Origin of the sequence: Spirosoma oryzae, assembly GCF_003002825.1 — a bacterium.
Taxonomy (GTDB): domain Bacteria; phylum Bacteroidota; class Bacteroidia; order Cytophagales; family Spirosomataceae; genus Spirosoma; species Spirosoma oryzae.
The window spans coordinates 50,873-74,444 of the sequence record NZ_PVTE01000027.1 but is presented as its reverse complement, the minus strand read 5'-3'; the positions used below and the strand labels follow the sequence as shown (position 1 = coordinate 74,444).

Annotated in this window: 20 protein-coding genes; 13 read left to right on the top strand and 7 right to left on the bottom strand. The window is 54.9% G+C overall.

The window, feature by feature from the left end; translation table 11 throughout:
- Window positions 1-195 precede the first annotated feature (195 nt).
- From CLV58_RS23180 to guaA, 3 genes are all read left to right on the top strand, one after another.
- A complete protein-coding gene (locus tag CLV58_RS23180; protein ID WP_106140220.1) occupies window positions 196-1,398 on the top strand; it encodes an exo-beta-N-acetylmuramidase NamZ family protein in 1,203 nt (400 codons plus the stop codon).
- Between the two features lie 100 nt (window positions 1,399-1,498).
- Entirely contained in the window at window positions 1,499-3,562 is a 2,064-nt protein-coding gene (locus CLV58_RS23175) for a sialate O-acetylesterase (protein WP_245882431.1), read from the top strand.
- A gap of 63 nt (window positions 3,563-3,625) precedes the next feature.
- Window positions 3,626-5,158 (top strand): glutamine-hydrolyzing GMP synthase, encoded by a 1,533-nt coding sequence (gene guaA / locus CLV58_RS23170; protein ID WP_106140219.1) that lies wholly within the window; start codon window positions 3,626-3,628, stop codon window positions 5,156-5,158.
- A 138-nt stretch (window positions 5,159-5,296) separates the two neighbouring features.
- On the opposite strand, the gene CLV58_RS23165 is transcribed toward guaA, so the two are convergent.
- Window positions 5,297-6,010, bottom strand: coding sequence for an SDR family oxidoreductase (locus CLV58_RS23165; protein ID WP_106140218.1), 714 nt, complete (start codon window positions 6,008-6,010; stop codon window positions 5,297-5,299).
- A 180-nt stretch (window positions 6,011-6,190) separates the two neighbouring features.
- Here CLV58_RS23165 and CLV58_RS23160 point away from each other — a divergent pair, with 180 nt between their 5' ends.
- The 4 genes from CLV58_RS23160 (at window position 6,191) to CLV58_RS23145 (ending at window position 10,333) form a co-directional block, all read left to right on the top strand.
- A complete protein-coding gene (locus CLV58_RS23160) occupies window positions 6,191-7,153 on the top strand; it encodes an NAD(P)H-quinone oxidoreductase (RefSeq protein ID WP_106140217.1) in 963 nt (320 codons plus the stop codon).
- Between the two features lie 109 nt (window positions 7,154-7,262).
- On the top strand, window positions 7,263-8,444 hold the full coding sequence (locus CLV58_RS23155; protein ID WP_106140216.1) for a glycosyltransferase family 2 protein: 1,182 nt from the start codon (window positions 7,263-7,265) through the stop codon (window positions 8,442-8,444).
- Window positions 8,437-9,090 (top strand): glycosyltransferase, encoded by a 654-nt coding sequence (locus CLV58_RS23150; protein WP_106140215.1) that lies wholly within the window; start codon window positions 8,437-8,439, stop codon window positions 9,088-9,090. The genes CLV58_RS23155 and CLV58_RS23150 overlap by 8 nt, the downstream gene beginning before the upstream one ends.
- A gap of 7 nt (window positions 9,091-9,097) precedes the next feature.
- The gene (locus CLV58_RS23145) at window positions 9,098-10,333 is read left to right on the top strand and encodes a glycosyltransferase family 4 protein (RefSeq protein WP_106140214.1); all 1,236 of its coding nucleotides are present in this window, start codon (window positions 9,098-9,100) and stop codon (window positions 10,331-10,333) included.
- Window positions 10,334-10,420: 87 nt separating this feature from the next.
- Here CLV58_RS23145 and CLV58_RS23140 read toward each other — a convergent pair whose 3' ends face one another.
- Together CLV58_RS23140 and CLV58_RS23135 are read right to left on the bottom strand one after the other, a co-directional pair.
- Window positions 10,421-12,259 (bottom strand): ABC transporter ATP-binding protein, encoded by a 1,839-nt coding sequence (locus tag CLV58_RS23140; RefSeq protein ID WP_106140213.1) that lies wholly within the window; start codon window positions 12,257-12,259, stop codon window positions 10,421-10,423.
- A 22-nt stretch (window positions 12,260-12,281) separates the two neighbouring features.
- Entirely contained in the window at window positions 12,282-13,334 is a 1,053-nt protein-coding gene (locus CLV58_RS23135) for a glycosyltransferase family 4 protein (protein WP_106140212.1), read from the bottom strand.
- Window positions 13,335-13,572: 238 nt separating this feature from the next.
- On the opposite strand from CLV58_RS23135, the gene CLV58_RS23130 reads away from it, so the two are divergent.
- Window positions 13,573-14,640, top strand: a complete 1,068-nt coding sequence (locus CLV58_RS23130) for a glycosyltransferase family 4 protein (protein ID WP_170108774.1) — start codon at window positions 13,573-13,575, stop codon at window positions 14,638-14,640.
- Between the two features lie 84 nt (window positions 14,641-14,724).
- Here CLV58_RS23130 and CLV58_RS23125 read toward each other — a convergent pair whose 3' ends face one another.
- From CLV58_RS23125 to CLV58_RS23110, 4 genes are all read right to left on the bottom strand, one after another.
- Entirely contained in the window at window positions 14,725-15,678 is a 954-nt protein-coding gene (locus CLV58_RS23125) for a Kelch repeat-containing protein (protein WP_106140210.1), read from the bottom strand.
- 177 nt (window positions 15,679-15,855) lie between these two features.
- The gene (locus CLV58_RS23120; RefSeq protein ID WP_106140229.1) at window positions 15,856-17,229 is read right to left on the bottom strand and encodes a glycoside hydrolase family 88/105 protein; all 1,374 of its coding nucleotides are present in this window, start codon (window positions 17,227-17,229) and stop codon (window positions 15,856-15,858) included.
- Window positions 17,230-17,293: 64 nt separating this feature from the next.
- A complete protein-coding gene (locus CLV58_RS23115) occupies window positions 17,294-18,178 on the bottom strand; it encodes an alpha/beta hydrolase (RefSeq protein WP_106140209.1) in 885 nt (294 codons plus the stop codon).
- An 81-nt stretch (window positions 18,179-18,259) separates the two neighbouring features.
- The gene (locus CLV58_RS23110) at window positions 18,260-18,658 is read right to left on the bottom strand and encodes a helix-turn-helix domain-containing protein (protein ID WP_106140208.1); all 399 of its coding nucleotides are present in this window, start codon (window positions 18,656-18,658) and stop codon (window positions 18,260-18,262) included.
- Window positions 18,659-18,838: 180 nt separating this feature from the next.
- Here CLV58_RS23110 and CLV58_RS23105 point away from each other — a divergent pair, with 180 nt between their 5' ends.
- The 5 genes from CLV58_RS23105 to CLV58_RS23085 all read left to right on the top strand — a co-directional run bounded on the left by CLV58_RS23105 (window position 18,839) and on the right by CLV58_RS23085 (window position 23,549).
- Window positions 18,839-19,513 (top strand): ClpP family protease, encoded by a 675-nt coding sequence (locus tag CLV58_RS23105; protein WP_106140228.1) that lies wholly within the window; start codon window positions 18,839-18,841, stop codon window positions 19,511-19,513.
- 144 nt (window positions 19,514-19,657) lie between these two features.
- Window positions 19,658-20,512 carry a hypothetical protein gene (locus CLV58_RS23100; RefSeq protein ID WP_146141517.1) on the top strand — a complete coding sequence of 285 codons (855 nt, stop codon included), beginning with the start codon at window positions 19,658-19,660 and terminating at the stop codon, window positions 20,510-20,512.
- A 229-nt stretch (window positions 20,513-20,741) separates the two neighbouring features.
- Window positions 20,742-21,974, top strand: coding sequence for an ATP-dependent Clp protease ATP-binding subunit ClpX (clpX, locus tag CLV58_RS23095; protein WP_106140206.1), 1,233 nt, complete (start codon window positions 20,742-20,744; stop codon window positions 21,972-21,974).
- Between the two features lie 156 nt (window positions 21,975-22,130).
- The gene (locus tag CLV58_RS23090; RefSeq protein ID WP_106140205.1) at window positions 22,131-22,739 is read left to right on the top strand and encodes a hypothetical protein; all 609 of its coding nucleotides are present in this window, start codon (window positions 22,131-22,133) and stop codon (window positions 22,737-22,739) included.
- A gap of 198 nt (window positions 22,740-22,937) precedes the next feature.
- Window positions 22,938-23,549, top strand: coding sequence for a hypothetical protein (locus tag CLV58_RS23085; protein WP_106140204.1), 612 nt, complete (start codon window positions 22,938-22,940; stop codon window positions 23,547-23,549).
- Window positions 23,550-23,572: the final 23 nt, after the last annotated feature.

Sequence of the window (23,572 nt, the reverse complement as noted above, 5' to 3'; positions counted from 1 at the left end):
CGAAATCAATTTTTAGCATTGTGTTGCTTATCCGCAGCTAGCAATGGCAGCACATCCGTTGCTGACTGCGGACAGGAGAAATAAATAGTCTACCAGACTGTAGCTTATGTTTGTCTGAACGCGTGGACAATCCTGAGCGATTCGACGCAGCGTCTGGTCGAATCGCCTATTTTTGTAAAAACCGCTCTTGCCTTTATGTCGCTACAACCTGTCTGTCGATTGCTAGTTGCTCTGTTCGTTAGTTTATCCATGGCCTGTCAGGCGCAATCCACGCAGCAAACGGGTACTGCCAGTGTCGCCCGTACGACTGTCGTGCCGGGTGCCGAACAGACGGCCCTCTACCTGCCTGCGCTGAAGGGTAAGCGCGTCGGAATGGTTGTCAACCATACCTCGCGAATTGGTAAAACGCACCTTGTCGACAGTCTGCTGGCACTCGGTATCACGGTGAAAACGATTTTTGCACCGGAGCATGGCTTTCGGGGAGAAGCTACCGACGGGGAGAAAATCAGCAACGGTCGCGATCCCCGAACGGGGGTTATGATCGCGTCGCTGTACGGGGCCAACCACAAGCCGTCACCCGCTCAGATGGACTCGCTCGATGTTGTCGTGTTTGATATTCAGGACGTAGGCTGCCGGTTCTATACGTACATCAGCACCATGCACTACGTCATGGAAGCCTGCGCTGAAGCGAAGAAACCGCTTATTGTGCTCGATCGGCCGAACCCGAACGGCCATTACGTCGACGGGCCGGTGCTGAACCCGAAGTTTAAATCGTTCGTCGGGATGCACCCGATCCCCGTTGTTTATGGGCTTACCGAAGGCGAACTGGCGGGTATGATCAACGGAGAAGGCTGGCTCGGGCCTAACAAAACCTGTTCGCTGACGGTGATTCCGGTGAAGAACTACACGCACCAGACCCCCTACGTGCTACCGGTCCGGCCATCACCCAATCTGCCCAACCAGCAGGCTGTTCTTCTGTATCCGTCGCTCTGCTTTTTCGAAGGGACAGTCGTCAGTGTCGGTCGGGGTACCGACAAGCAATTTCAGGTGATTGGTTCGCCATATACCAAGTACGGTCCGTACGAGTTTACGCCTGTCGACAAGCCGGGGGCGATGAATCCACCGCAGGAGGGTAAATTATGCTACGGGCTCGATCTGACGCAAGCCCCCATTTCGAAAACGGGATTGATGCTCGATTATCTGTTCGATTTTTACAAACGCGCTACCAACAAGTCGACCTTCTTCCTGGCAGGCGGTGGGTTCGACCGGTTGTCCGGTACGGATCAGTTACGGTTGCAACTGACGGCGGGTGTATCCGAAGCGACCATTCGCAAGAGCTGGGAGCCGGATCTGGCCACTTATAAAACGATGCGGCAGAAATACCTGATCTATCGGTAAAGGCAGATATTGCGGAGATCGAGAACAAAGCAGTAGTACAAGATGATGACATATAGCGAGCCATTGGATAAATTTGTGGACTGCCTATAACCACCGTCTTGTGAATACGCTAGTACGCTTTATCTTTCTTGCTGGGTTCTTTATTTCTTTTGAAAGCGATGGGCAAAACCTTTCGTTGAGCAGTTGGCCTGCCCGGCTGCAACTGTACGCCCGAGACCCCTCTACCAGCCGCTGTGGCGTGCCTGTCAGTGGCCGCATTACTGACCCGACGGCTGCAACGGTATCGGTTGTCACGTTGCGTGATCAGAAACCATACGCATACACACGTCTGATCGCCGATTCTGCCGGACTATTCCGCGTTACGCCATCAATCAAGGCGGAGCCGCACCAATATAGTTTCCAGCTTTTTCAACACCGGTCGGCTGGGGATTCGGTCAGAATCGCTACCCGTGACAGCATCGTTTGTGGGGATGCCTATCTGATTATGGGTCAGTCGAACGCCGTCGGTCGTTTCGATAACAATCCGTTTCGGAGCACGTTTTGTCGATCGTTCGGTGTCAACAATGGTAATGCCGCTTACAACCCGGCGGATACGAGCTGGTGCCTGACCAATACGGCTGAAGGCGTGAACAGTCTGTGGGGCGTCGAACTGCAACGCTATATCTACCAGCGAGACAGTATCCCGACAGCCGTTATCAACGGAGCTGTCGGGTCGACAGATATATCGACTCATCTCATTCGAATCGGTACGCAGCCCGATAATCTAAATACGCTGTATGGGCGGCTGTTGTACCGGACACGGAAGGCGGGGCTGGCCGATCAGCCATTGGTGATGATCTGGCGGCAGGGCGAAGCCGAGGCCGCCAACAACAGCGATGGATATGCGCAGCAGTATGCCCGGCTGTACGGCAACTGGCGGCAGGATTATCCCAACATTCGGCGCGTATACATGGCGCAACTCAATATTCTGCCTGATCAGTCGTCGGCGCGGGCGGGTGCTATCCGCGATTTCCAACGGCAGATCACCAGCGTGTACGCCAACCACGTTCCGATTGCAACAGTTGGTTTGCCGGGGTATCAGGGACTTCACTACGACGAATCCGGTTACCGGCAGTTCGGACTGGAACTGTACCGGCTGATTGCCCGCGATCTGTACAAGAGCACCGACACAAGCAATATCGCGTCGCCCAATCTGAAACGACTCTTTTACAGCAAGCCCGATTATACCGAAATTACCATGGAGTTCGAGGCTGGGCAACGCGTGAAATGGCCGGCCGACTCGGTCATTATCAATCCGAAGACAGGTCGTACGTACACCCAGCGAATGACCGATTTTATCTATACAAACTACCCCAATGGCGAGTCGGGGCTGATACAGTCGGTGTCGGAGCAGGGTAACAAGCTGGTTCTGACGCTTGCTCGCCCGGTCACGGCGCAAACTCTGACATATCTCCCTTCGTCGTACCAGGACAATCAGCTTGGCTATTACGCGGGTCCAACCATTCGAAATGAGCGGGGTATGCGCGCGCTGACGTTTCAGTCGGTTCCTATTGCTGCGCCCCTGCCTGTTGCCAACGACCTGCGGGCCGTACCACTCGACACGGCGGCCATTCAGCTCAACTGGAATCAGCCAGCTACGGGTGTTGACCATTGGGAAGTCGAACGGGCCGACACCAGCGGGCAATTCAGACAAATCGCGAGCCTGAGTAATCAACTGAGCACGTACAGCGACCGCCGGAAGGCCAATACGCTTGATTCACTGCGTATCGGCGAATTATATCGGTACCGAATCCGGGCCATTGGCCAGAAAGCGGAAGCCAGCTATTCACCCGTCGTGACAGCTTCGCTACAGTTTGTGCTTGGCATTCCCATCGGTCCCGAACTTACCCCCAATCCGGGTGGGGCACACGGTTCGGCACTCGTGTATCCCAACCCAGCCGCCGATCAGGTGTTCGTCCGCTTACCACTCGACTGGAGCGGTGACCCTATTGCGCTCATACTAACCGATTCGCAGGGTAAAGTTGTGTTGCAGCAGAGTCGCGCGGTAATCGGGGGCATGTCGGTCGTGCCGTTTTCGGTGGCAACGTTGCCTGTTGGTATCTATGTGCTGAAGCTGGCATACCGGGGTGGGGGTATTCAGTGTCGGCTGGTGGTGAATCGTTAGTTGAAGCGGGTGAGGGCTGCCGTATGGAAAAATGCCCTACCTTTGCATTTTAGAGACCAATCCATGGCCACCGAACAGATTCTGATTCTGGATTTCGGTTCGCAGTACACCCAACTTATCGCCCGCCGGGTGCGCGAACTCAATGTCTACTGCGAAATCCATCCTTACAACAACATTCCAGTTATCTCGCCCGACGTCAAAGGCGTAATCCTGTCGGGAAGCCCGTCGTCTGTGCGGGAAGATGATGCGCCCAACCTTCATCTGGCAGCATTCCGGCAGAAATTACCGCTGCTGGGCGTTTGCTATGGCGCACAGTTACTGGCGCATACAAGCGGGGGTGAAGTACAACCCTCGTCGATTCGTGAGTACGGCCGTGCCAAGCTCGGGACGGTCGAAGCGGACAGTCCGCTGATGCGGGGAATCGATCCGCACTCGCAGGTATGGATGTCGCACGGCGACACGATAACCGCCATTCCCGATTCGTTTAAGGTTATTGCCTCGACTGATTCGGTACGGGTAGCGGCCTTCCACATTACGGGTGAAGATACGTACGGTATCCAGTTTCACCCCGAAGTAACGCATTCGTTACAGGGAAAAGAACTGCTGAAAAACTTTGTTGTCGATATCTGCGGCTGCGCTCAGGACTGGACGTCGGAGTCGTTTGTGGAGTCGACGGTGGCTCAGCTGAAAGAAAAGCTTGGCGACGACAACGTAGTGCTGGGCCTGTCGGGCGGGGTCGACTCGTCGGTAGCGGCCATGCTTATTCACCGGGCTATCGGTAAAAATCTATACTGCGTTTTCGTCGACAACGGACTGTTGCGGAAAGATGAGTTCACAGAAGTCCTGGCGTCGTACGAGTCGCTGGGATTGAACGTGAAAGGCGTCGATGCAAAAGAGCAGTTCTACACGGCCCTGGCTGGCCTGACCGATCCCGAAGCGAAACGCAAGGCCATCGGCAAGACGTTTATCGACGTCTTCGACCATGAAGCGCATCAGATCGAAGGCGTAGCCTGGCTGGGTCAGGGAACTATCTACCCGGACGTCATCGAGTCTGTGTCGGTAAAAGGTCCATCGGCGACGATCAAGTCGCACCATAACGTAGGGGGCTTGCCCGACTTTATGAAACTGAAAGTCGTTGAGCCGCTGAATACGCTGTTTAAAGATGAGGTACGGGCTGTTGGTCGTACGCTTGGGCTGCCCGAAGCCATTCTGGGCCGTCACCCGTTCCCCGGTCCTGGTCTGGCCATTCGTATCCTGGGTGACGTTACGCCCGATAAAGTGGACATACTCCAGCAGGTCGATGCGCTGTTTATCAACGGATTAAAGCGCGACGGGTTGTACGACAAAGTGTGGCAGGCTGGCGCGATGCTCCTGCCGGTGCAGTCGGTTGGCGTGATGGGCGACGAACGTACGTACGAACGCGTGGTAGCACTGCGGGCCGTGACGAGCGTCGACGGTATGACCGCCGACTGGGCGCATCTGCCGTACGAATTCCTGGCCAACGTATCGAACGACATCATCAACCGGGTGAAAGGCGTCAACCGCGTCGTGTACGATATTTCGTCGAAGCCACCGGCAACGATCGAGTGGGAATAAATTGTCGGTTTACGGTATTCGGTATATAGTTTACGGCGGCTGTCGCACGGCGGCTACCTGTTTACACAAAGACACCGGGCTGAAACCCGGTGTCTTTGTATTTGCACCCTGTACCGAAAACTGTGTACCGAATACCGACTATTTCCCCGGCCGTGATGGGCGTACTTCCACTTTGCTGGGGAGCGTACGGGCGGGCATGTTGATCAGGTCGGCCACGATCTGACCGATGTCTTCCGGTTGAATCTTCCACGCATCTTTCTCGCCCGGTTCGTTCCCGTCGAAATAGGTAGCTACCGAGCCGGGCATGATCGTCGACACTTTGATGCCGTCTTTGCGGAGGTCGAGCATGATCGCCTGCGTAAAGCCGACCAGTCCAAATTTACTGGCATTGTAGGCCGAGCCTTTCTCAAAGAAATTCGCACCTGCCAGGCTGGCAATCGTGATGAAGTAGCCTTCCGTCTTGGCCAGTTCCGCCACAGTCGCTTTGGTGGTGTAAAAGACACCCGTCAGGTTGATGTCGATGGTTTCCTGCCACTGCTCCGGCGTCAGTTCCTGGACGGGCGCAAAGTGGCCGACACCTGCGTTGGCGATGACGTAGTCGAGTTGGCCCCATTCCGCAAGCAGCGTATCGACGGCCTTTTGCTGCGACGCCAGATCCCGCACGTCGGCCTGAATACCCAGCGCGTAACCGTCTTTAATTTTGTTAAGCGCTGCTGCCGCCTGGTCGGCGCTCTCCTGTGAGCGGCTGGTGACGGCTACCCGAATGCCCTGATTGATAAGTGCTTCGGCCACACCGTAGCCGATACCCTTTGACCCACCTGTGATAAGGGCCGTTTTACTAGACGCTGCCATACGAGCTGTTGAATCAGAAAAAGTGGAATTAACTACTCAACTGATAACCGCCACCCAGTCGGTAAGGTTTAGGTAAACAGTCGACGGGTCAACCGCTCAATAGCCAGACAGGCAACTACCCTAGCTAATGGTGCCGAACAGTTAGTCAATCACTCCATCATTCTATCATTCAATCAATCCGTGAACGCTATCGTTATTACTCAACCCGGCGACGCTGCCGTTTTGCAGGTGCAGGCGCGACCCCGCCCAGAGCCTGGTTACCGGCAAGTATTGGTGCGTGTCGCAGCCGCCGGTCTGAATCGTAGCGACATCATGCAACGGCAGGGTGGGTACGGTACCGATCCGTCGGGGCAGGTGCCGGGCCTAGAAATGGCGGGCACGGTTGAGCAGTGTGGGCCGGGAGCCAATCGGTGGCAGGTGGGCGATGCCGTCTGTGCGCTGCTGCCCGGTGGTGGTTATGCTGATTACGTGGTCGTCGATGAGCGGCATTGCTTGCCTGTTCCCGACGGGATGTCGATGACGGATGCGGCTTCGCTTCCTGAAACAGTGCTGACCGTCTGGTCGAACGTATTTCAGCAGGGCCGGTTGCGGTCCGGCGATCATTTCCTAGTGCACGGCGGTAGCAGCGGCATCGGAATTACCGCTATTCAATTGGCCGTTGCTTTTGGCGCGAACGCCTTTGCGACGGTGGGTAGCGAGGAAAAGAAAGCGTTTTGTGAAAAGCTGGGTGCCGAGCGGGTCGTCAATTACAAAACCGAAGATTTTGAGCAGGTGCTACAGCCCTATGGTATCGACGTGATTCTGGATATGGTAGGGGGCGACTACGTACCCAAAAACATCCGGCTGCTACGGCCCGACGGTCGACTGACGTTTATCAATGCCATGAAAGGAGCCGAGAGTACGATCGATATTCGGGAACTGATGAGCAAACGTATCGTGCTGACCGGGAGTATGCTCAAACCGCGCTCGGATGAGTTCAAGGCGGCATTGGTTGCCGATGTATTGGCCAGCGTGTGGCCCCTGCTTACGACTGGTCAGCTAAGGCCGGTTGTGTACCGGACGTTTCCGCTGGCTGACGCGGCAACCGCCCAGCAGCTCATGGAAAGCAGTGACCATATCGGCAAGATTGTGCTGACCGTGTAGCGGTCCGGGCCGTTGTTGCCCTATCTTTGGTGGACAGAACTACGACGTCTGACCGGTACAGACAGGCTGCTGCTACAGGGCAGTGGCTAACGCACTCAAACCGAACACGATGACGTTTTCATTGCTCATTGGGGTAAAGAATAACCTGGCCTATACACAGTACGTGTACGAACAGACGCGGCTGATCTACCCGGAAGTGGAGATCGTTTTCGTCAGCTACGGCAGTACCGACGGAACGCACGAATGGCTCGACACGCTGCACGACGAACACGTCCGTTTCTACCACGAGCCTGTTGAGAAAACGCTGTCGGACACGTACAACAAGGCGACGCAGCTAGCCACGTCGGCCTACGTTATCTTCGCCCACAATGATATGGTGCTGGCACCGGGCTTTCTGGAAGCACTGGCACCGTTGCAGACCGACAACCGGGTAATCTCCTATACGACAGTAGAACCGCCCATTTTCGCCGATGACGAGCGGCCGGGCAAAATTGTGCGCGACTTCGGCGATGGGCTCGACACATTTCAGCGTGACGCTTTTTTTGCCTTTGCCGAGCAGCAGCAACGCACAAATCAGCAGGCAAACCGAACGGTCGATACCCGAAACAAGCTGTCGTTTTTTCTGAGCGTATCCCGTCGGGTGCTGCTCGACATGGGTGGACTCGATCCGCTGTTCAATCCGATGTTCTGCGAAGACGATGATCTGCTGTTGCGCTTCCAGTTAAAAGGGCTGGAACCGGTGGTGTCGCTCGATGCCATCTGCTACCATTTTGTCAGCAAAACGTCGCGGTTCTCGGCCGAGTACCAACAGCGTACGCAACGGATCGAAGCCCAGTCGATTCGAAACTTTATTCGCAAATGGGGCTTTCGGAACAGCGGACCGGTAAAGCGTTCGTACGATATTGGCCTTGTACTGCCCAATGCGACAACGGATGTGCTGCGTGTGGTCGAACCCTGGTGCCGCACGATTTATACCAATGCCGATGTCGAATCGTTTATTCGGGAAGAGCAGCCGCTTACCAGCGTCGATTTACGGGTGAAGTTTAGACGGTTGACCGAGCCGGTTACGAACGATGTCGTGGTTCGTGTGAACGCCCGGCACGTGTCGGCCAATAGGATAGAAGCCTTGCCGGAACTGATCGCCAACCGGCTCAACAAACCACGTAGCTGGCTGAAACGATTGGTAAACGTGTTCTATCCAACGTTTCACCGGGAGGGAATGCGTATCCGAATTGTCAATCCCCGGTCGCACGAAACGCAATTGATTAACCGACAGACTGTCAATGCTTAGTCGTTTTTTTTACTGGCGTATCCGCATCACCTATGGCCTGACGGTATGCAACGAGGCCGCCGAACTGGACCGATTACTTGCCTTCCTGCTGGAACACAAGGATCGTCGTGACGAGGTCATTGTGCTTCAGGACACCACAGTTGTCGATGAAGCCGTTACGGCCGTTATCAATCGGTACCGGCCGCACCTGATCTGGGAACAAAGCCGCCTGAATGGCGATTTTGCCACGTTCAAAAATCAGTTGATCGACAGGGCATCAGGTGATTATCTCTTTCAACTGGATGCTGATGAAGTGCCGGGGCCTGGCCTGATGAAGTCACTGAAGAAAACGCTGGTGAAACAAAACAAGTCCGATTGTTTCGCCGTCCCCCGTATCAATTACGTCGACGGACTGACGGACGCCTATGCAACACAGCGGAACTGGCAGCTGGGGCCTGACAGGCGTATCAATTTTCCGGACTATCAGTTACGCCTGTTTCGACTGGGTCGTGATATCCGGTGGCAATACCGGGTACACGAACAACTGCGGGGCCAGCAAACCTGCCATTTTTTACCCGCCGATCAGGACGATCGTTGCCTGATGCACCACAAAACACTAAGCCGGCAGATTCAACAAAACAACCTGTACGACACGTTACAGTCGTGATTTACCAATGAAAAAAATTGCCTTTATCGTGCAGCGCTACGGCGTGGAAGTCAACGGCGGAGCTGAATACCTCTGTCGTATCCTGGCCGAACGGTTGTCCCGGACTTACGAGGTCGACGTGCTGACCAGTTGCGCACTGGAGTACCAGACATGGGCCAACTGGTATCCCGCCGAAACAACCATGATCAATGGCGTACGCGTTCACCGCTTTGCGGCCGAGTATGAACGCCAGGCCAAATTATCGGGTCGTACGGAGCATCAGCTTCGCAAGTTGACTGATCTGGGGAAGCGGGGCGTCTGGGGCTGGCTAAAGAAAAGCTACTACTCATTGAAAGGGCCGTCGATCGCTGAGTGTATCGAGAACTGGCCCAAGTATCAAGGGCCTTATACGCCCGGTCTGATCGATTACCTGAAACAGAATCAGCAGCAGTACGACGCGCTGATTTTTATTACCTATCTCTACTATCCGACCGTCGCAGGCTTGTACGTAGCCCCCGAAAAATCGATCTTCATTCCGACGGCGCATGACGAGAAGCCAATTTATTTTCCTGTCTTTCCGCCCTTGTTCAACAAGCCACGCGCTATTCTTTTTCTGACACCGGGTGAAAAGCGGTTTGTACACCGGCAGTTTAAGAATGAGTCGATTTACAACGACATCGTGGGAATTGGTATCGAGCCGCCCCGCGCCGTGTCCGAAAAGTCGACGGCTGAACTGATCGGCAGCGACGCTGACTATTTGCTTTACATCGGCCGGATCGACGCGGCAAAGGGGTGCGACAAGATGTGCGAGCAGTTTATTCGCTACAAAAAAAAGCACCCGTCGTCGCTGAGACTGGTGCTGGTTGGTCAGTCGTTTATGCCAATTCCCAACCATCCCGACATCATTCCGGCGGGGTTTGTCGATGAAGACGTGAAAGCCCGCCTGCTCATGAATGCAAAAGCGCTGCTCATGCCGTCACCGCACGAAAGTCTGTCGATGGTCACCCTGGAAAGTATGGCGGTAGGCGTGCCCGTTATTGCCAATGCCGATTGCGAAATCCTGCGCGACCATATCGAATCCAGTCAGGCAGGATATGCCTACCACACCTATGCCGAACTCGAAACGGCGATCACCAACATTCTGACGCAGGATGTGAGCAAGATGGCCGAAAATGGCCGTCAGTACGTGCAGCAGTATTACACCTGGCAAACCGTACTCGACAAGTTCGACAAAGCAATCGATTACGCAGCGAGTAAGAAATAGTGGAGAAGAAAGAGGAAAGACGTAAGAAAAAAGATGATGACTTGAACTCACTCTTTCTTCTTACGTCTTTCCTCTTTCTTCATAATCCTACTGCAACACCTCGTGCATGGTGTTGAGCCGGCGGTAGATGCTGTTTTCCTGATTGATGAGTTCGTAGTGATTGCCTCGTTCGATGATCTCTCCCTTTTCCATAATCAGGATTTCGTCGGCTTCGCGGATAGTGCTCAGCCGGTGGGCAATAACCAGCGTCGTACGACCCTCCATCAGGTTGTCGAGAGCATCCTGCACCGATTTTTCCGATTCCAGATCCAGGGCCGAAGTGGCTTCGTCCAGAATCAGAATCGACGGTTTTTTAAAGACGGCCCGTGCGATACTCAGCCGCTGCCGCTGTCCGCCACTGAGCCGGATACCCCGGTCGCCGATGATGGTGTTGTAGCCATCTTCGGTGTCGACGATGAACTGGTGCGCGTTGGCCACTTTGGCGGCTTCGATCACGTCTTCCAGCTTCGCATCGGGCTTGCCGAGGGCGATGTTGTTGAAAATTGTGTCGTTGAACAGGATGATTTCCTGCGTTACGAAGCTCATCTGCGCCCGTAGCGATTCCATCTTGAAGTCCTGCACGTCGACACCGTCGATGGTGACACGACCCTGATTGGTTTCGTAGAAGCGCGGAATCAGATCGGCAATGGTCGACTTACCTACACCCGACGGGCCGACCAGCGCGATTTTTTTGCCTTTACCAATCTTGAAGCTGATGTTCTTCAGAACCGGCTTTTCGCCATACTGGAAGCTGACATTGTCGAACACGATCTCGTGTTGAAATGGCGGCATCGGCCGGGCGTCGGGCTTGTCCTGAATCTCAATGGGTTTGTCGAGCAGTTCAACGACGCGTTCGCCAGCCGCTTGTCCCTGCTGAATGTTCGTAATGGCAACGACAATCGCTTTAGCCGGGCGGATGACCTGCGAGAAAATGGCGATGAAGGCGATAAAGGAACTGGCTTGTAGTTCGCTCTGACTGCTTAAGACCAGCGTACCGCCAAACACCAGAATACAGGCTACCACGAATACCCCTGACGCTTCCGAAAACGCCGGAGCCAGTTCCCGCCGTTTGAAATTGTCGAGGCTGACCTTGCGGTAGAAGTCGTTTTCGACGGCGAAGCGATTCAGTACGAACGGTGTTGCGTTGAACGCCCGCAGAATCCGCATGCCCATGAGTGTTTCGTCCATGAGCGTCAGCATACGGCCCATTGACGTTTGTACGTCCTTCGCTTCTTTCTTGAGTTTCTTGGTAACGGCCGAAATACCGATTGCCGAAATCGGAATGATCAGCAGCGTAAACAGCGTCAGTTTGTAGGAGATAGCGAATAGGGCTACGAAATAGGCGATGAGCATAAATGGCTCCTTGAACACGACTTCGACGGAGCTACTCGCCACACTTTCGATGGCATATACGTCGCCGTTAAGCCGCGACAACAGATCGCCTTTCTGCTCCTTCGTAAAATAACCCAGGTGCAGGTTATTGATTTTTTCGAACAGGGCTTCCCGTAACCGCTTGACCAGCAACGTCCGGGCGCTGAGTAGGGTCCGTTGCGCCAGAAACCGAAACAGGTTTGTCATGACGACCGCGACCACAATCATACCGGCAATGAAGTATAGCACATAAACCGGATTAGTGGCTTTGAGCTGATAGATCAAATGATAAAACAGATCGTGGAGGTACGTCGGCGTAAGGCTGAAGGCCGGTGATACTGCGTACCGGGCTGCATCGGCCGTGCTGATGGGATTGAACAGGAACTTAAGCAGCGGGATGATCAACGCGAACTGAAACACGTTGAAAACCACACTAATCAGCGTAAATACAATAAAAGGAGTTAAAAAACGCCCGTAAGGCTGGGCGTAGGCCATTAACCGTTTATAAATCTTCATTCGCTGTACGTATCGTGAGCCGTTAGGTCATTGACCGATACACCTCCGTATACTTGCGAGCGGCATCGGTCCAGTTAAAGCTGGCACTGTGTGCGATCATGGCTTCCTGCATCTGACTACCCGCCTTGGTGTAACGTTGCATACCGTCCATAAAGTCGTCGTGCAGGTTATCGAAGTCGTCGAAGTAGAACGCCAGGTCTTTGCCGATCTCGGGCAGTGCTGTACTCTTTGACAAAAATACGGGTTTTCCAATAGACATCGCTTCGGTTACGGGCAGACCGAAGCCCTCCGCCAGCGACGGCATGACGACCGCCTGACAATTGTGGTAATACCATGACTTTTCTTCGTCCGTAATTTCGTGCACCAGGTGAACCCGATCTTCTACGTTTAGCTCCGATGCGTGCTGCCGCAGGAAGTGGGCGTAATCCTTATCGTCGTGCCGCCCGGCCAGCACCAGCTCCAGCGCGGGGTTGGTTTGCAGCAGGGGCAGAATCCGGTGTTGGTTTTTCTTGCGGGTAATGACCCCGACATTGAATAGAAACGGCGTCCGGGGGCGGTAGGAGCGCGGGGCCAGCAACGGTTTGGGTAAGTCGTTGGTGCCGTTATAGATCATGTAGATAGGCTTACCGTGCGTATCGCAATGGGTCAGTACATCGTTTTTGCTGAACTCTGAAATGCAGACAATGGCGTCGCTTCGGTCGATGTTGCGCTGAATCTGGGCCAGGTAGCGGGCCGTTTTGCAGGCGGGTTTGTCGTCCCGAAGAAAGTTCAGATCATGAATCGTCAGCAGTACTTTGATCTTACGATTCCGCTGCGGAATGTAGTCGGAACTTTGGTAAGTGCTGTGCCACAGGTGAAACTGTTCGACCGGTGGCATCCTGAATTTTTGCAGCGAATGCTGCGGGATAAGGGGCAACGATGAGCCAAACGCTGACTGCGCATGCGCCGGGCCGAAAATAGTCAGTTGTTCCCGAGTGATGTTTTGCTGAAGTGCTTTGCCGAGGTTGAGACAGTAATAATACAGCCCGGTATTGACATACTTCATGCGTTCACAATCGAAGATAACACGGGTCATAATGGTTGTTGTATGGATAAACCTGGAATCAGCGCGTAGCGACAAGGGGTCGTATACCAGAACGTATATCGTTCCCAAACAGTGTACACCGAGCACACTGGTAAATGCCGCAATAAGGGTTCAGGCTTAGGACGACGGAGCCGAAATCAATCGTTCTCCGATAGCAAGACTCAAAAATGAGCCATATGGTTGTACAAAGATGCTCAATACGGGTAGTGAAATGCTATCTTTCGACTACATGGGAAAAATTATTCTGGATTGTGGGCCGATGAAACACCCACATACGGGGCTGTATCAGTACTGTCAGCAATTGAGTGAATACCTTAATCAGCAACAGGCAGCCGCCGACCACCCACCCATCCAGCTCTACCTGCCTCCCCGCCGACGGCTACAACTGCCACCCCGCCCGTACCACATCGTTGAACAATGGTGGCATTCCGTTTACCAGCCCTTTCTGCGCGACTGTCGGGTGTGGCACGCACCGTTTCAGCTGGGGCGCATCGTACCGGATCGACGCCGGTTTCCTCAAATAAAGGTGGTACTGACGATTCACGATTTAAACGTGTTGCATGAAGACGAACCGCCGGCCATACGACAAAAACGGATGAACCTGACGCAGTCGCTTATCGATCGTAGCGATGCGTTGGTGTGTATTTCGGAGTTCACAAAAAACGACGTGCTGGCTCATTGTCATGTCGGCAACAAGCCCGTACACGTCATCTACAATGGGGTCGATCCGGTACCGGCGGCAGCGATGGACGCACCCGCTTATCAACCAAGTCGCCCGTTTTTGCTAGGCATCGGCTATTTGAATGCCAAGAAGAATTTTCGCGTGCTGGTACCGTTGCTGGAAGCGAATCCCGATCTGGAACTGATCCTGATCGGCCGGCACGACGACCCCGAGTATGTCGCGCAGCTGCAGCAACAGGCGCAGACGGTAGGTGTACACGATCGGCTTCGGCTACTGGGAACCGTGTCGGAAGCCGACAAGGGCTGGTATCTGCGAAACTGCCAGGCGCTGGTGCATCCGTCCCTGGCAGAAGGGTTCGGTCTGCCCGTTCTGGAAGCGATGCAGTTTGGCAAACCGGTGTTCCTGTCGACACGAACGGCCCTCCCCGAAATCGGTGGCGCTGCGGCTTACTATTTCCCTGATTTTACGGCTGATGCGTTACAAACTGCCTACCGCGAAGGTATGGTCGACTACGCGCGAAACAACCGCGCCGACGTCATCCGGCAACACGCAGCCCAATTCTCCTGGCAAACCGCAGCCCGGCAGTATTTAGGGGTGTACGCTTCGCTAGTTTAAAGTTTGTGGTTCAAGGTTGAAGGTTAGACACATCATCATACAGCGTAATAGCCAACCTTAAACCTTGAACCACAAACTTTAAACTCACCGCATCACTTCCACCGTATTCAGCTCCGGGCCACCGCCGTGGTTGGCGGAGCCGGCGACGACGTAAATCTGATTGTTGTAGACTGCGGCACCCGTGCCGTGCCGCCCCTGATTCATGCGGGTGGTTTTGACCCATGTATTGGTTTTGGGGTCGAGGGCTTCGGCTTCGTTATGCGACAGAGTCTGCACGGTTTCCCCACCAATAATCCAGACCTTGCCGTCCTGCGTAACGGCCATGTTGCCGGCGCGTGGGGTGGGCAAATTTGACGTAGTCGGTAGGGTCGACCACTGTCCTGTCTTGAAATCATACACATCGACTTCCGGCACCAGGAGTTCGAGCACTTTACCGATACGGGCCGTCGACCGGCGTCCACCCGCGACATACAGTTTATTGTCGGCGACGGTTACCTGTACGTGGTCGCGGGTACGGGGCGCATCCGCCAATCGTTTCCAGGTGCCCGTTTTTGGGTCGAACTCATCAAGCCAGGCAACGTGGCCGTCGTAATGTCCGTCGGTGATGCCGCAGACCATGTAAATTTTGTCGTTGTAGACAACGGTGCCGCCCGCGCCCCGTAATCGGTCAACAGGGATAGCTGGTCCTTCCCGCCAGGCACCCCGCTTCGGGCTGTAGATCAGTATGGTCGGCAGTACAGTTTCGTGCGGATAAGCGCCTTTGAAGGCTCCCATGATGTACACCTCGCCATTATAACTGACAGCCTGCACGTGATTCATCTCGCTGGGTGGGGCAGGATGCACCTGCCAGACGCCCGTTTTCAGGTTGAGCGCATCCACCGGCCGCATGCCCCGTCCCCCAATCGCGTACAGACTGTCGCCGACAATCGCAGCCGCATTTTCATGGCGGGCACTGCACGTATTTTTCGTCTCGACCGGGTGCCACGACTGAGCCGTCGCCGTGATCGTAGTGGCCAGCAGGGGGAGGATAAATTTCATGGTTGATTTTTGGTTTACGGTATGCAGTTTACGGTGTAAAGTTTACGGTATTCGGTTTACGGTTTTCGGTATGCCGAGTTCGACAGGCAGTTCCCGATTTTCGGCTTACGATGTCTGATTCTGGTCAACGAGTGTACCGGGCAGTAAACCGAAAACTGAAAACCGAATACCGTAAACCTACTTCACCAGTTGCAGCGAGCTGTCGTTGATGGCGAATGATTTATTTTTGAGCAAGTTGATGACTTCGGCCCCCGCCAGTAAGACCGGTCCGTAGCCGTGGGCAGCAAAGACATTAATCGGCCGGTGATAATAAAAGGCCGGATCGAAGCCCATCCCCGTACCGACGCAGGTACCCTCTACCTGTCCGCCGGGCGTCACCTTTGTGGTGACGGCATTCCAGGCCAGCAGTGTCATGGGCGCGTAGGCCAGCGGATCGAGCCAGCCCCGGTTGATGGCCCGCGCGATTGAATAAGCGTAGATGGCCGTCGCGGAGGTTTCCAGGTACGAGTCGGGGCGGTCGAGGAGTTGGTGCCAGAACCCGGAGCCCGACTGCCGGGCAGCTAAGCCTTTGGCGTGTGCTTTCAGCAGGTCAAGCACCGCCGGGCGACCAGTATGGTTGGCAGGCAGAACGTCGAGTAATTCAACCAGCGTCAGAATCGCCCAGCCGTTGGCCCGCGCCCAGTGAAACTCCGGGTGAACGCCCATGCCCTCGACCCAGCCATGCATAAACAGTCCCTTGTCGCGGTTGAACATGCGCTTCGAGAACTGCAACACCTGCTTGACGGCTTCGTCGTAGTACAGTTTATCGCCGGTCAGTTTCCCCATCTGTGCGAGTGCCGGTACGCTCATGAACAAGTCGTCGAGCCAAAGCGTGTTGGGTTGCGGGCGATTGCGGGCCAGCGTACCATCGGCCAGCCGATATTCTTTGGTCATGATGTACCGCACGTACGCATCGATCTGCGGGCGGAGCGCCGTCTTCAGTGAGTTCGCTCCGGCCTGTTCTTTCAACAGAGCCGTCTTAATCATGGCCGCACACATCGCACCGGCATCGTCGAGGGCGTGCGGAGCTAGCATTTGCCGCAGGGGTGTGTTGGCCTTCGGATCGCTGGTAACCTGTGCCTGAAAATAGGGACGTAAGCTCGTGAGAAACGCCAGCCGTTTGCGGGTATAGTCGGCGAATCGCGGGTCGCCGGTGGCTTCGCTCGCGAGCAGCATGCCCGCATAGGTCACACCCCATTCGTAGCTTGTCAGCCGAAAGTCGCCGGGCTTGATAATGGCGTTGGGGTTGACTGTACCGATGGGGTCGATTCGGTGCCCCGACTCCTTGTCGATCAGCAGTGCCGGGGTCGCGCCATCGAGGTATAGGTAGACCCGGTTCAGCACGGCCGTTACACTGTCGATACGGGGCGCGCCGTAGGGTACCGGATAGTCGGGCTGGAGCAGGTGTAACGGTGTTGTCGAATCGTTGGCTTTGGGAGTCGGTGTCTGCGCCAGCAGGGGCACGCAAATGGTCAGGAGGCCGGTGGTCGTTAGGGCAAGGCGGGTAAACAGGTGGGTCACAAACGGGCAGGTTTAGGTAATTTCTGTCAGAAAGCGTGATTCCACCCGCCGTTACTCACCTAGTAGTCCCGACCAGCTTCAGTAGCTTCTGGTAGATGACATTGTGTTTCCAGAACAACTGCAATACCATCGGAATGTGCTTTTTGCCGGGAATGAGCGTGAACTCGTGTTGAACGCCCAGCTCAACCAACTTCTGCCGAAACTGCTCACTGCTGCTGGCAATGCTGGGATACGTCCTGCCACCGACGAAAAGCAGCATGGGTGGACTGGCTTTCGACACGTGGTACATGGGCGAAACGGCCCGCCATACGTCGGGATTTTTGCCGAACGGGATGAGGTACTGCTCGTCGTTGGGGTAAGCCATCTTCTTCAGATAATCGTACATATCCAGCCCGGCGGGGTCGTCCAGAATGGCCCCTTTGATCGGATTCGCGGCTACCCCCAGTCGGGAGAAATACGTGTTGTCGGTAGCCAGCAGGGCGGCAAGTCCGGCCCCGGCCGAATGCCCCATGACGAAGATGCGATCAGGATCACCACCGTAGTCGGCGATATGCTGCTGCGTCCACTGAACGGCTCGGGCTGCGTCGTCGGCCATGGCCGGAACCTCTACGTTAGGGGCCAGTCGATAGTTGATAATGACGGCTACGACGCCCTGCTTGGCAAGTCGGCGGCCAACGAACCAGTAGATATTCTTGCTGCCGCTGTTCCAGCTACCGCCGTGGATAAACACCACAACCGGTCGCTTTTCGGTCGACTTTCGGCTTGGCTGGTATACGTCGAGTTGGTGGCGCTCGGTGTCGAAACCGGGCGTGCTGGGGTTGACATAGGTAATGTCACTGATGCGTTTGCTGGGCCACGCGACGGCGTAATCGCTGACAAAAAGAAGGGCCATGCTAAAAAATACAAGCCCCAGAACGGGCTTACCTATACGATGGGGCATTTCGGTTTACGGTGACTGGTTTACAGTGAGTTGGTCGAGAGACGGTGGGATTGCGTCGATAGCGTAACGATTGCGGTAAACCTAGAACCCAATGCGTTCGCGGGTTTGCTGAACGCCCAGCGAACGAGCCAGTTCGAGGGCAATCCGCTCGTCGTACCGACGCTTCCAGTAGTCGGTCTCCAGCCGCAGCTTTTCCAGTTCGATTTGCTGCTTCTCGACCGTCAGCCGGAGCGTATCCAGTTCGTGCGTATCGGTCACGACGGTGGGGGTGAGGGGCGGCTCATCGGTAAGCAGCGATACCGGCGACAAGCCCAGCGCATCGGCGATCTGCGTTAGCCGCGATAGGGCGAGGTCGGTTTTGCCGCGTTCGATGTCGCCATAAGCCGTGGTCGACAAACCCAGCAAATCGGCCATGTTTTCCTGTGACAGACCGCGTTGTAGGCGTTGCAGGCGAATTTTTTCAGCGACGGATGTCTTCATCTCAAGTACAGTCGATAATTTGTAAACCCAAACCGACCTTGTTTTTTCGCATGATAACGCATTTTTGTGTCGTTCGGTGCGCCGATCGGTTTGGCGGGTGTCAGTCAGCTGGCCGGCCCATATCGGCGAAACTTACCGACCCCCTTATTCGTTTTTAATTTAGGAAGTAAATCCCCGTTTATGAATTACGAAAAAGAATTCCGCAAGTATGCCGTGCACCACATGGGCCTGAACGGGCTGACGGTGGACGGTTATGTCAACCATACCGTTGAAAACATGACCCGTTCGGTCATCGAAGAGCGTCCGATGAACTTCCGTGAAGTCGACGTGTTCTCGCGCCTGATGGCCGACCGGATTATTTTCATGGGCCTGCCCGTCGACGATAACATTGCCAACATCATCGTTGCCCAGTTGCTGTTTCTGGAATCGGCCGATCCGAAGAAAGACATTCTGATGTACCTCAACAGCCCCGGTGGTTCGGTATACGCGGGTCTGGGCATCTACGATACGATGCAGTACGTACGGCCTGACGTGGCTACCGTCTGCACCAGCCTGGCTGCGTCGATGGGCGCGGTACTGCTGGCCGGTGGTGCGGCTGGTAAGCGTTCGGCGCTGCCCCACGCCCGCGTCATGATTCACCAGCCGTCGGGTGGCGCGCAGGGTCAGTCGGTCGACATCGAGATTACGGCCCGCGAAATCGTGAAACTGCGCGAAGAACTGTACCAGATTCTGGCGCATCACTCGGGTAAAACCGTCGAGGAAATCGAGCGCGATTCCGACCGCGACAAATGGATGCGCGCCAGCGAAGCCAAAGAATACGGCCTGATTGACGAAGTGCTGACGCGCGAAAAATAAGCGCCGAATAAGCAATAAAGGCTGCGAAAGAATCCCGGACGATTGGTTTACGAAGCCAGTTGTCCGGGATTCTCTTTTTCTTCGCATTTTGGGAAACGAACTTGTAGTCAGCTGACTAGTTTTTACACATCTACCACACATCGCATGCACACGTCACTTTCTACCGCTTTTGTTTTGCTGATGACGGGTTGTCTATCGGCCTGTCAGCCCGCTGGCGACAGCGTCGCGCCAGTCGCTAGCCCGTCAGCTACGCCCGCCGTTTCGTACCGACTTATCAGGACGCAGACGAACCATCCAATCCCGACAACGGTAGACTATAGCTATTCCCCGGCGGGCTGGTTAGCGACGAGTCGTTCGGCTCCGGATGCGGATGGTATCTGGAAACAACAGGCACCCACAATGCAGTACAGCTACGATGGGGGCCGCCAACTGACCGGTACGGAAGGAACGATCGTGTACCGGGATGCTGCCGGGAATGAAACGAGCCGGGTTCGGTCGCACTACGGCCTGTTCACGAACCGGAGCGGGCGACCAGCCGCTTACCGTCTGTTTGTCAATGCCGGGTCACAGCCAGAACGTTTGTTCGAAGAGCGTCAGTACGAACACGATGCAGCGGGACGAGTCAGCGAGGAAACGTATGTGCATTACGACGAGAGTCCAACAATCGGCCCGCTGAAAACCCGGTATCTGATCAGTTATACCGGTGATGACGTAACGGCTATCGATATGACAATGACTACACAGGGCAGGCTGGTGTCGACTACCCGGACTGTGTTTGAGTACGATGACAAAGCCAATCCGTATTATGGCCTGGCTGTACCGGAACTTCTGCCGCAGCAACGCTACAGTTGGCATAACGTCACGAAGCAAACGATCACGGCAGGAACCTCGCCTGCCAATGTGCTTACGTACAAACTGACCTACGCTGACAATGGAACTTTGTCGCGCTGGGAGTGCAGCGATGGACGGTATCAGACATTTGCGTACGAGCCGTTCTAAGCATAACGCAGAACAGGAAGCTGGAAAAGCATGGGCGGTGCCGACGCCGGAAAAGCGTTGTACGCTAAAACACAGGCGCTGATTTCGGGCTAACCTGTCGCCAGACATTTGTCGGGCGACTACAGGATGTAGCTGTTGCCTTTATGCCGCGCTCTTGATAAATTTGCTGATAGCCGACGATCCCGGTTTACCGGGGTCGTTTTTTTAGTGCCCATTTTTAGATCGGTTCATGTCACAGATAAGTTGTTCTTTCTGCGGTCGGCGCAAGAACGAAGTTATGATGCTCCTGTCGGGCATCGATGCGCACATCTGCAACCACTGCATCGAGCAGGGGCATCAGGTGGTGCTGGACGAAACGCGTCCGAAACGTAGTGAACCTACCGAAGTCAATATCAAGCTGATTAAGCCGGTCGAGATGAAGCGCCACCTCGATCAGTATGTTATCGGACAGGACGACGCCAAAAAAGCGATCTCCGTTGCGGTGTATAATCATTACAAGCGGCTGATGCAGCCCAAAAGCAACGACGACGTAACGATTGAAAAATCGAATATACTGATGGTGGGCGAAACCGGTACGGGAAAGACCTACCTCGCCCGCTCGATCGCCAAAATTCTCGAAGTACCGTTCTGTATTGCCGACGCGACCGTGATTACCGAAGCGGGCTACGTGGGCGAAGACGTGGAAACGATTCTGACGCGGCTGTTGCAGGCGGCTGATTATAATGTCGAAACGGCGGAACGGGGTATCGTATACATCGATGAGATCGATAAAATCGCCCGTAAGTCCGACAACCCAAGCATCACCCGCGACGTGAGTGGGGAAGGGGTACAGCAGGCCCTGCTGAAGTTGCTGGAAGGGTCGGTCGTCAACGTACCACCACAGGGCGGACGCAAACATCCCGACCAACGGCTGATTGCGCTCAACACCGAAAATATTCTGTTTATCTGTGGCGGGGCTTTCGACGGTATCGACCGGCACATTGCCAAGCGGATCAACACGAGACCCATCGGCTTCTCCGGCGATCGTCGGCTCAACGACAGCCTTGAGCGTGGGCACCTGATGCGGTACATTTCGACGCTCGACCTTAAGTCGTTCGGACTGATTCCGGAACTGCTTGGTCGGCTTCCCATCCTGACCCACCTCGAACCCCTCGATCACAAGGCGCTGCTTCAGATTCTGACCGAGCCCAAAAACGCCATTACGAAGCAGTACAACAAGCTGTTTCACATGGAAGGAATCGACCTGTTCTGGACACCCGGCGCGCTTGATTTTATTGTCGATCAGGCCATGACCTATGAACTGGGGGCGCGTGGCCTGCGGGCAATCTGCGAATCGATCATTACCGACGCCATGTTTGAATTGCCGTCCCGCAATGACGTACACAAGCTGACAATCAGTCTGGAATACGCCCGCGAGAAATTCGGCAAAAGCAGTATTTATCAGCTCCGGTCAGCCGCCTGATTGCACTGAAAATTGTATTCGTGCCGTGTTCCCGCTCGACGGGAGCACGGCTTTTTTTGTGCCTTATCGAACAAATACAGAGACGTTAGTCAACAAATGAACAGGTAGGGGGTTTACCCGTTGTTTTCCTATTCTTTAACGTAATCAACCAAGCCGATGAAAGCGTTCTCCCTACCTGTGTTAGCGGCACTCTCCCTCGCTACCGTTCTTTCGTCCTGCAACCGGCAACAAGCGCTCTTCCAGCGTACGGTGGCCGTCTCGTATGCGACGCCCGCCCCAGTAACTCCCGCTGCGACTGAACAAGCTGTCGTCACCGCTGAGACAACCCCGGCGACTCCCGCTGATGTAACTACGCCCGCCACCCAGGCCGTACAGGCAAAGGCGGCTCTGGCGCAGATGGACGCGCTGGTGAGTGCTAATCCGTCACTGGCTGAAAACAAGCGGGTCGAAAAGCGCATGAGCAAGGTGCGTACCATGCTGACCAGTATGAGTACGGCCAGCGCAGCGCCGGCAGCTACAGCTGCGCCCAAGAAAATGAACCTGGTTCAGCGCATGATGCTCAAGAAAATGGACCGGAAAATCAGTAAGCAGCTGGCCCCCGCCAACCCGGAGAAAGCGATGATCAGCACGGGTACACTGGCGTTGGGTGCCGTGCTGGTAATCGTCGGTTTGCTACTGATTCTGTTAACGACGGGTGCCGGTGCGACCATCGGTATCATTGCTTTGTTAGCCGGTGCTGTTGTGCTACTCCTCGGTCTGCTGTAGAACGACAAGTCTGTATTGCGTCAACGAATTACTGAATTGCCGGGTCGGTGAAACCTTGTTTCGCTGGTCCGGCAACTTCTTTTTTACGCGCTTCACAGAATCGATTTGTCACGATTTTTTTGGCGAAGCGCCAACAAACGTCTAGGCTCGTAGTTGTTGAGAGTGTTTAATTAACGTTTTACCTAAAAATTACACTCAATGAGCATGATTACTCGCAACCTCGCAGTAGCCCTGATGGGTGCTGCCATCCTTTCGTCGTGCAGCCGTCCTGTTGCTTATTTTCAACGTACACAACCCGAGCGTTTTGCTGCCAAGACGGAAACGGTTGCTACGCCTGTAGTCGCTAGCGAAGCTACTGTTGCGCCTGCTGCTGAAGTTGCTCCCGTCGCTGCACCAGTAGCTGTAGAAAAAGCCGAAAAAGTGGCGCAGGCCAAAGAAGTGATGAACCAGGTTGACGCGTACGTACGCAACGACAACAAACTGGCCTCGAACAAGGCGCTGACCAAGCGTATCGCACACGCTAAACAAATGCTGGCTTCGGCTGAAACCAACACCGCCCTGAACACCACGGCTGCTTCGACCAAGAAAATGTCGCTGATGGAGAAAATGGTGATGAAGAAGCTGGACAAGAAAATCAAAAACCACGTTGCTCCCGAAGAGGCTAACGCCCTGAACCGCAACCTGCGTAATGGTATCATCATCGGTGCTATCGGTCTGATCCTGTCGCTGTTCGGTGGCGTTATCAGCATCATCGGTCTGATCCTGCTGGTTGTCGGCGTCGTGCTGATCCTGCTGGGCGTACTGGAATAGGGTTGAATGACAGAATGATTGAG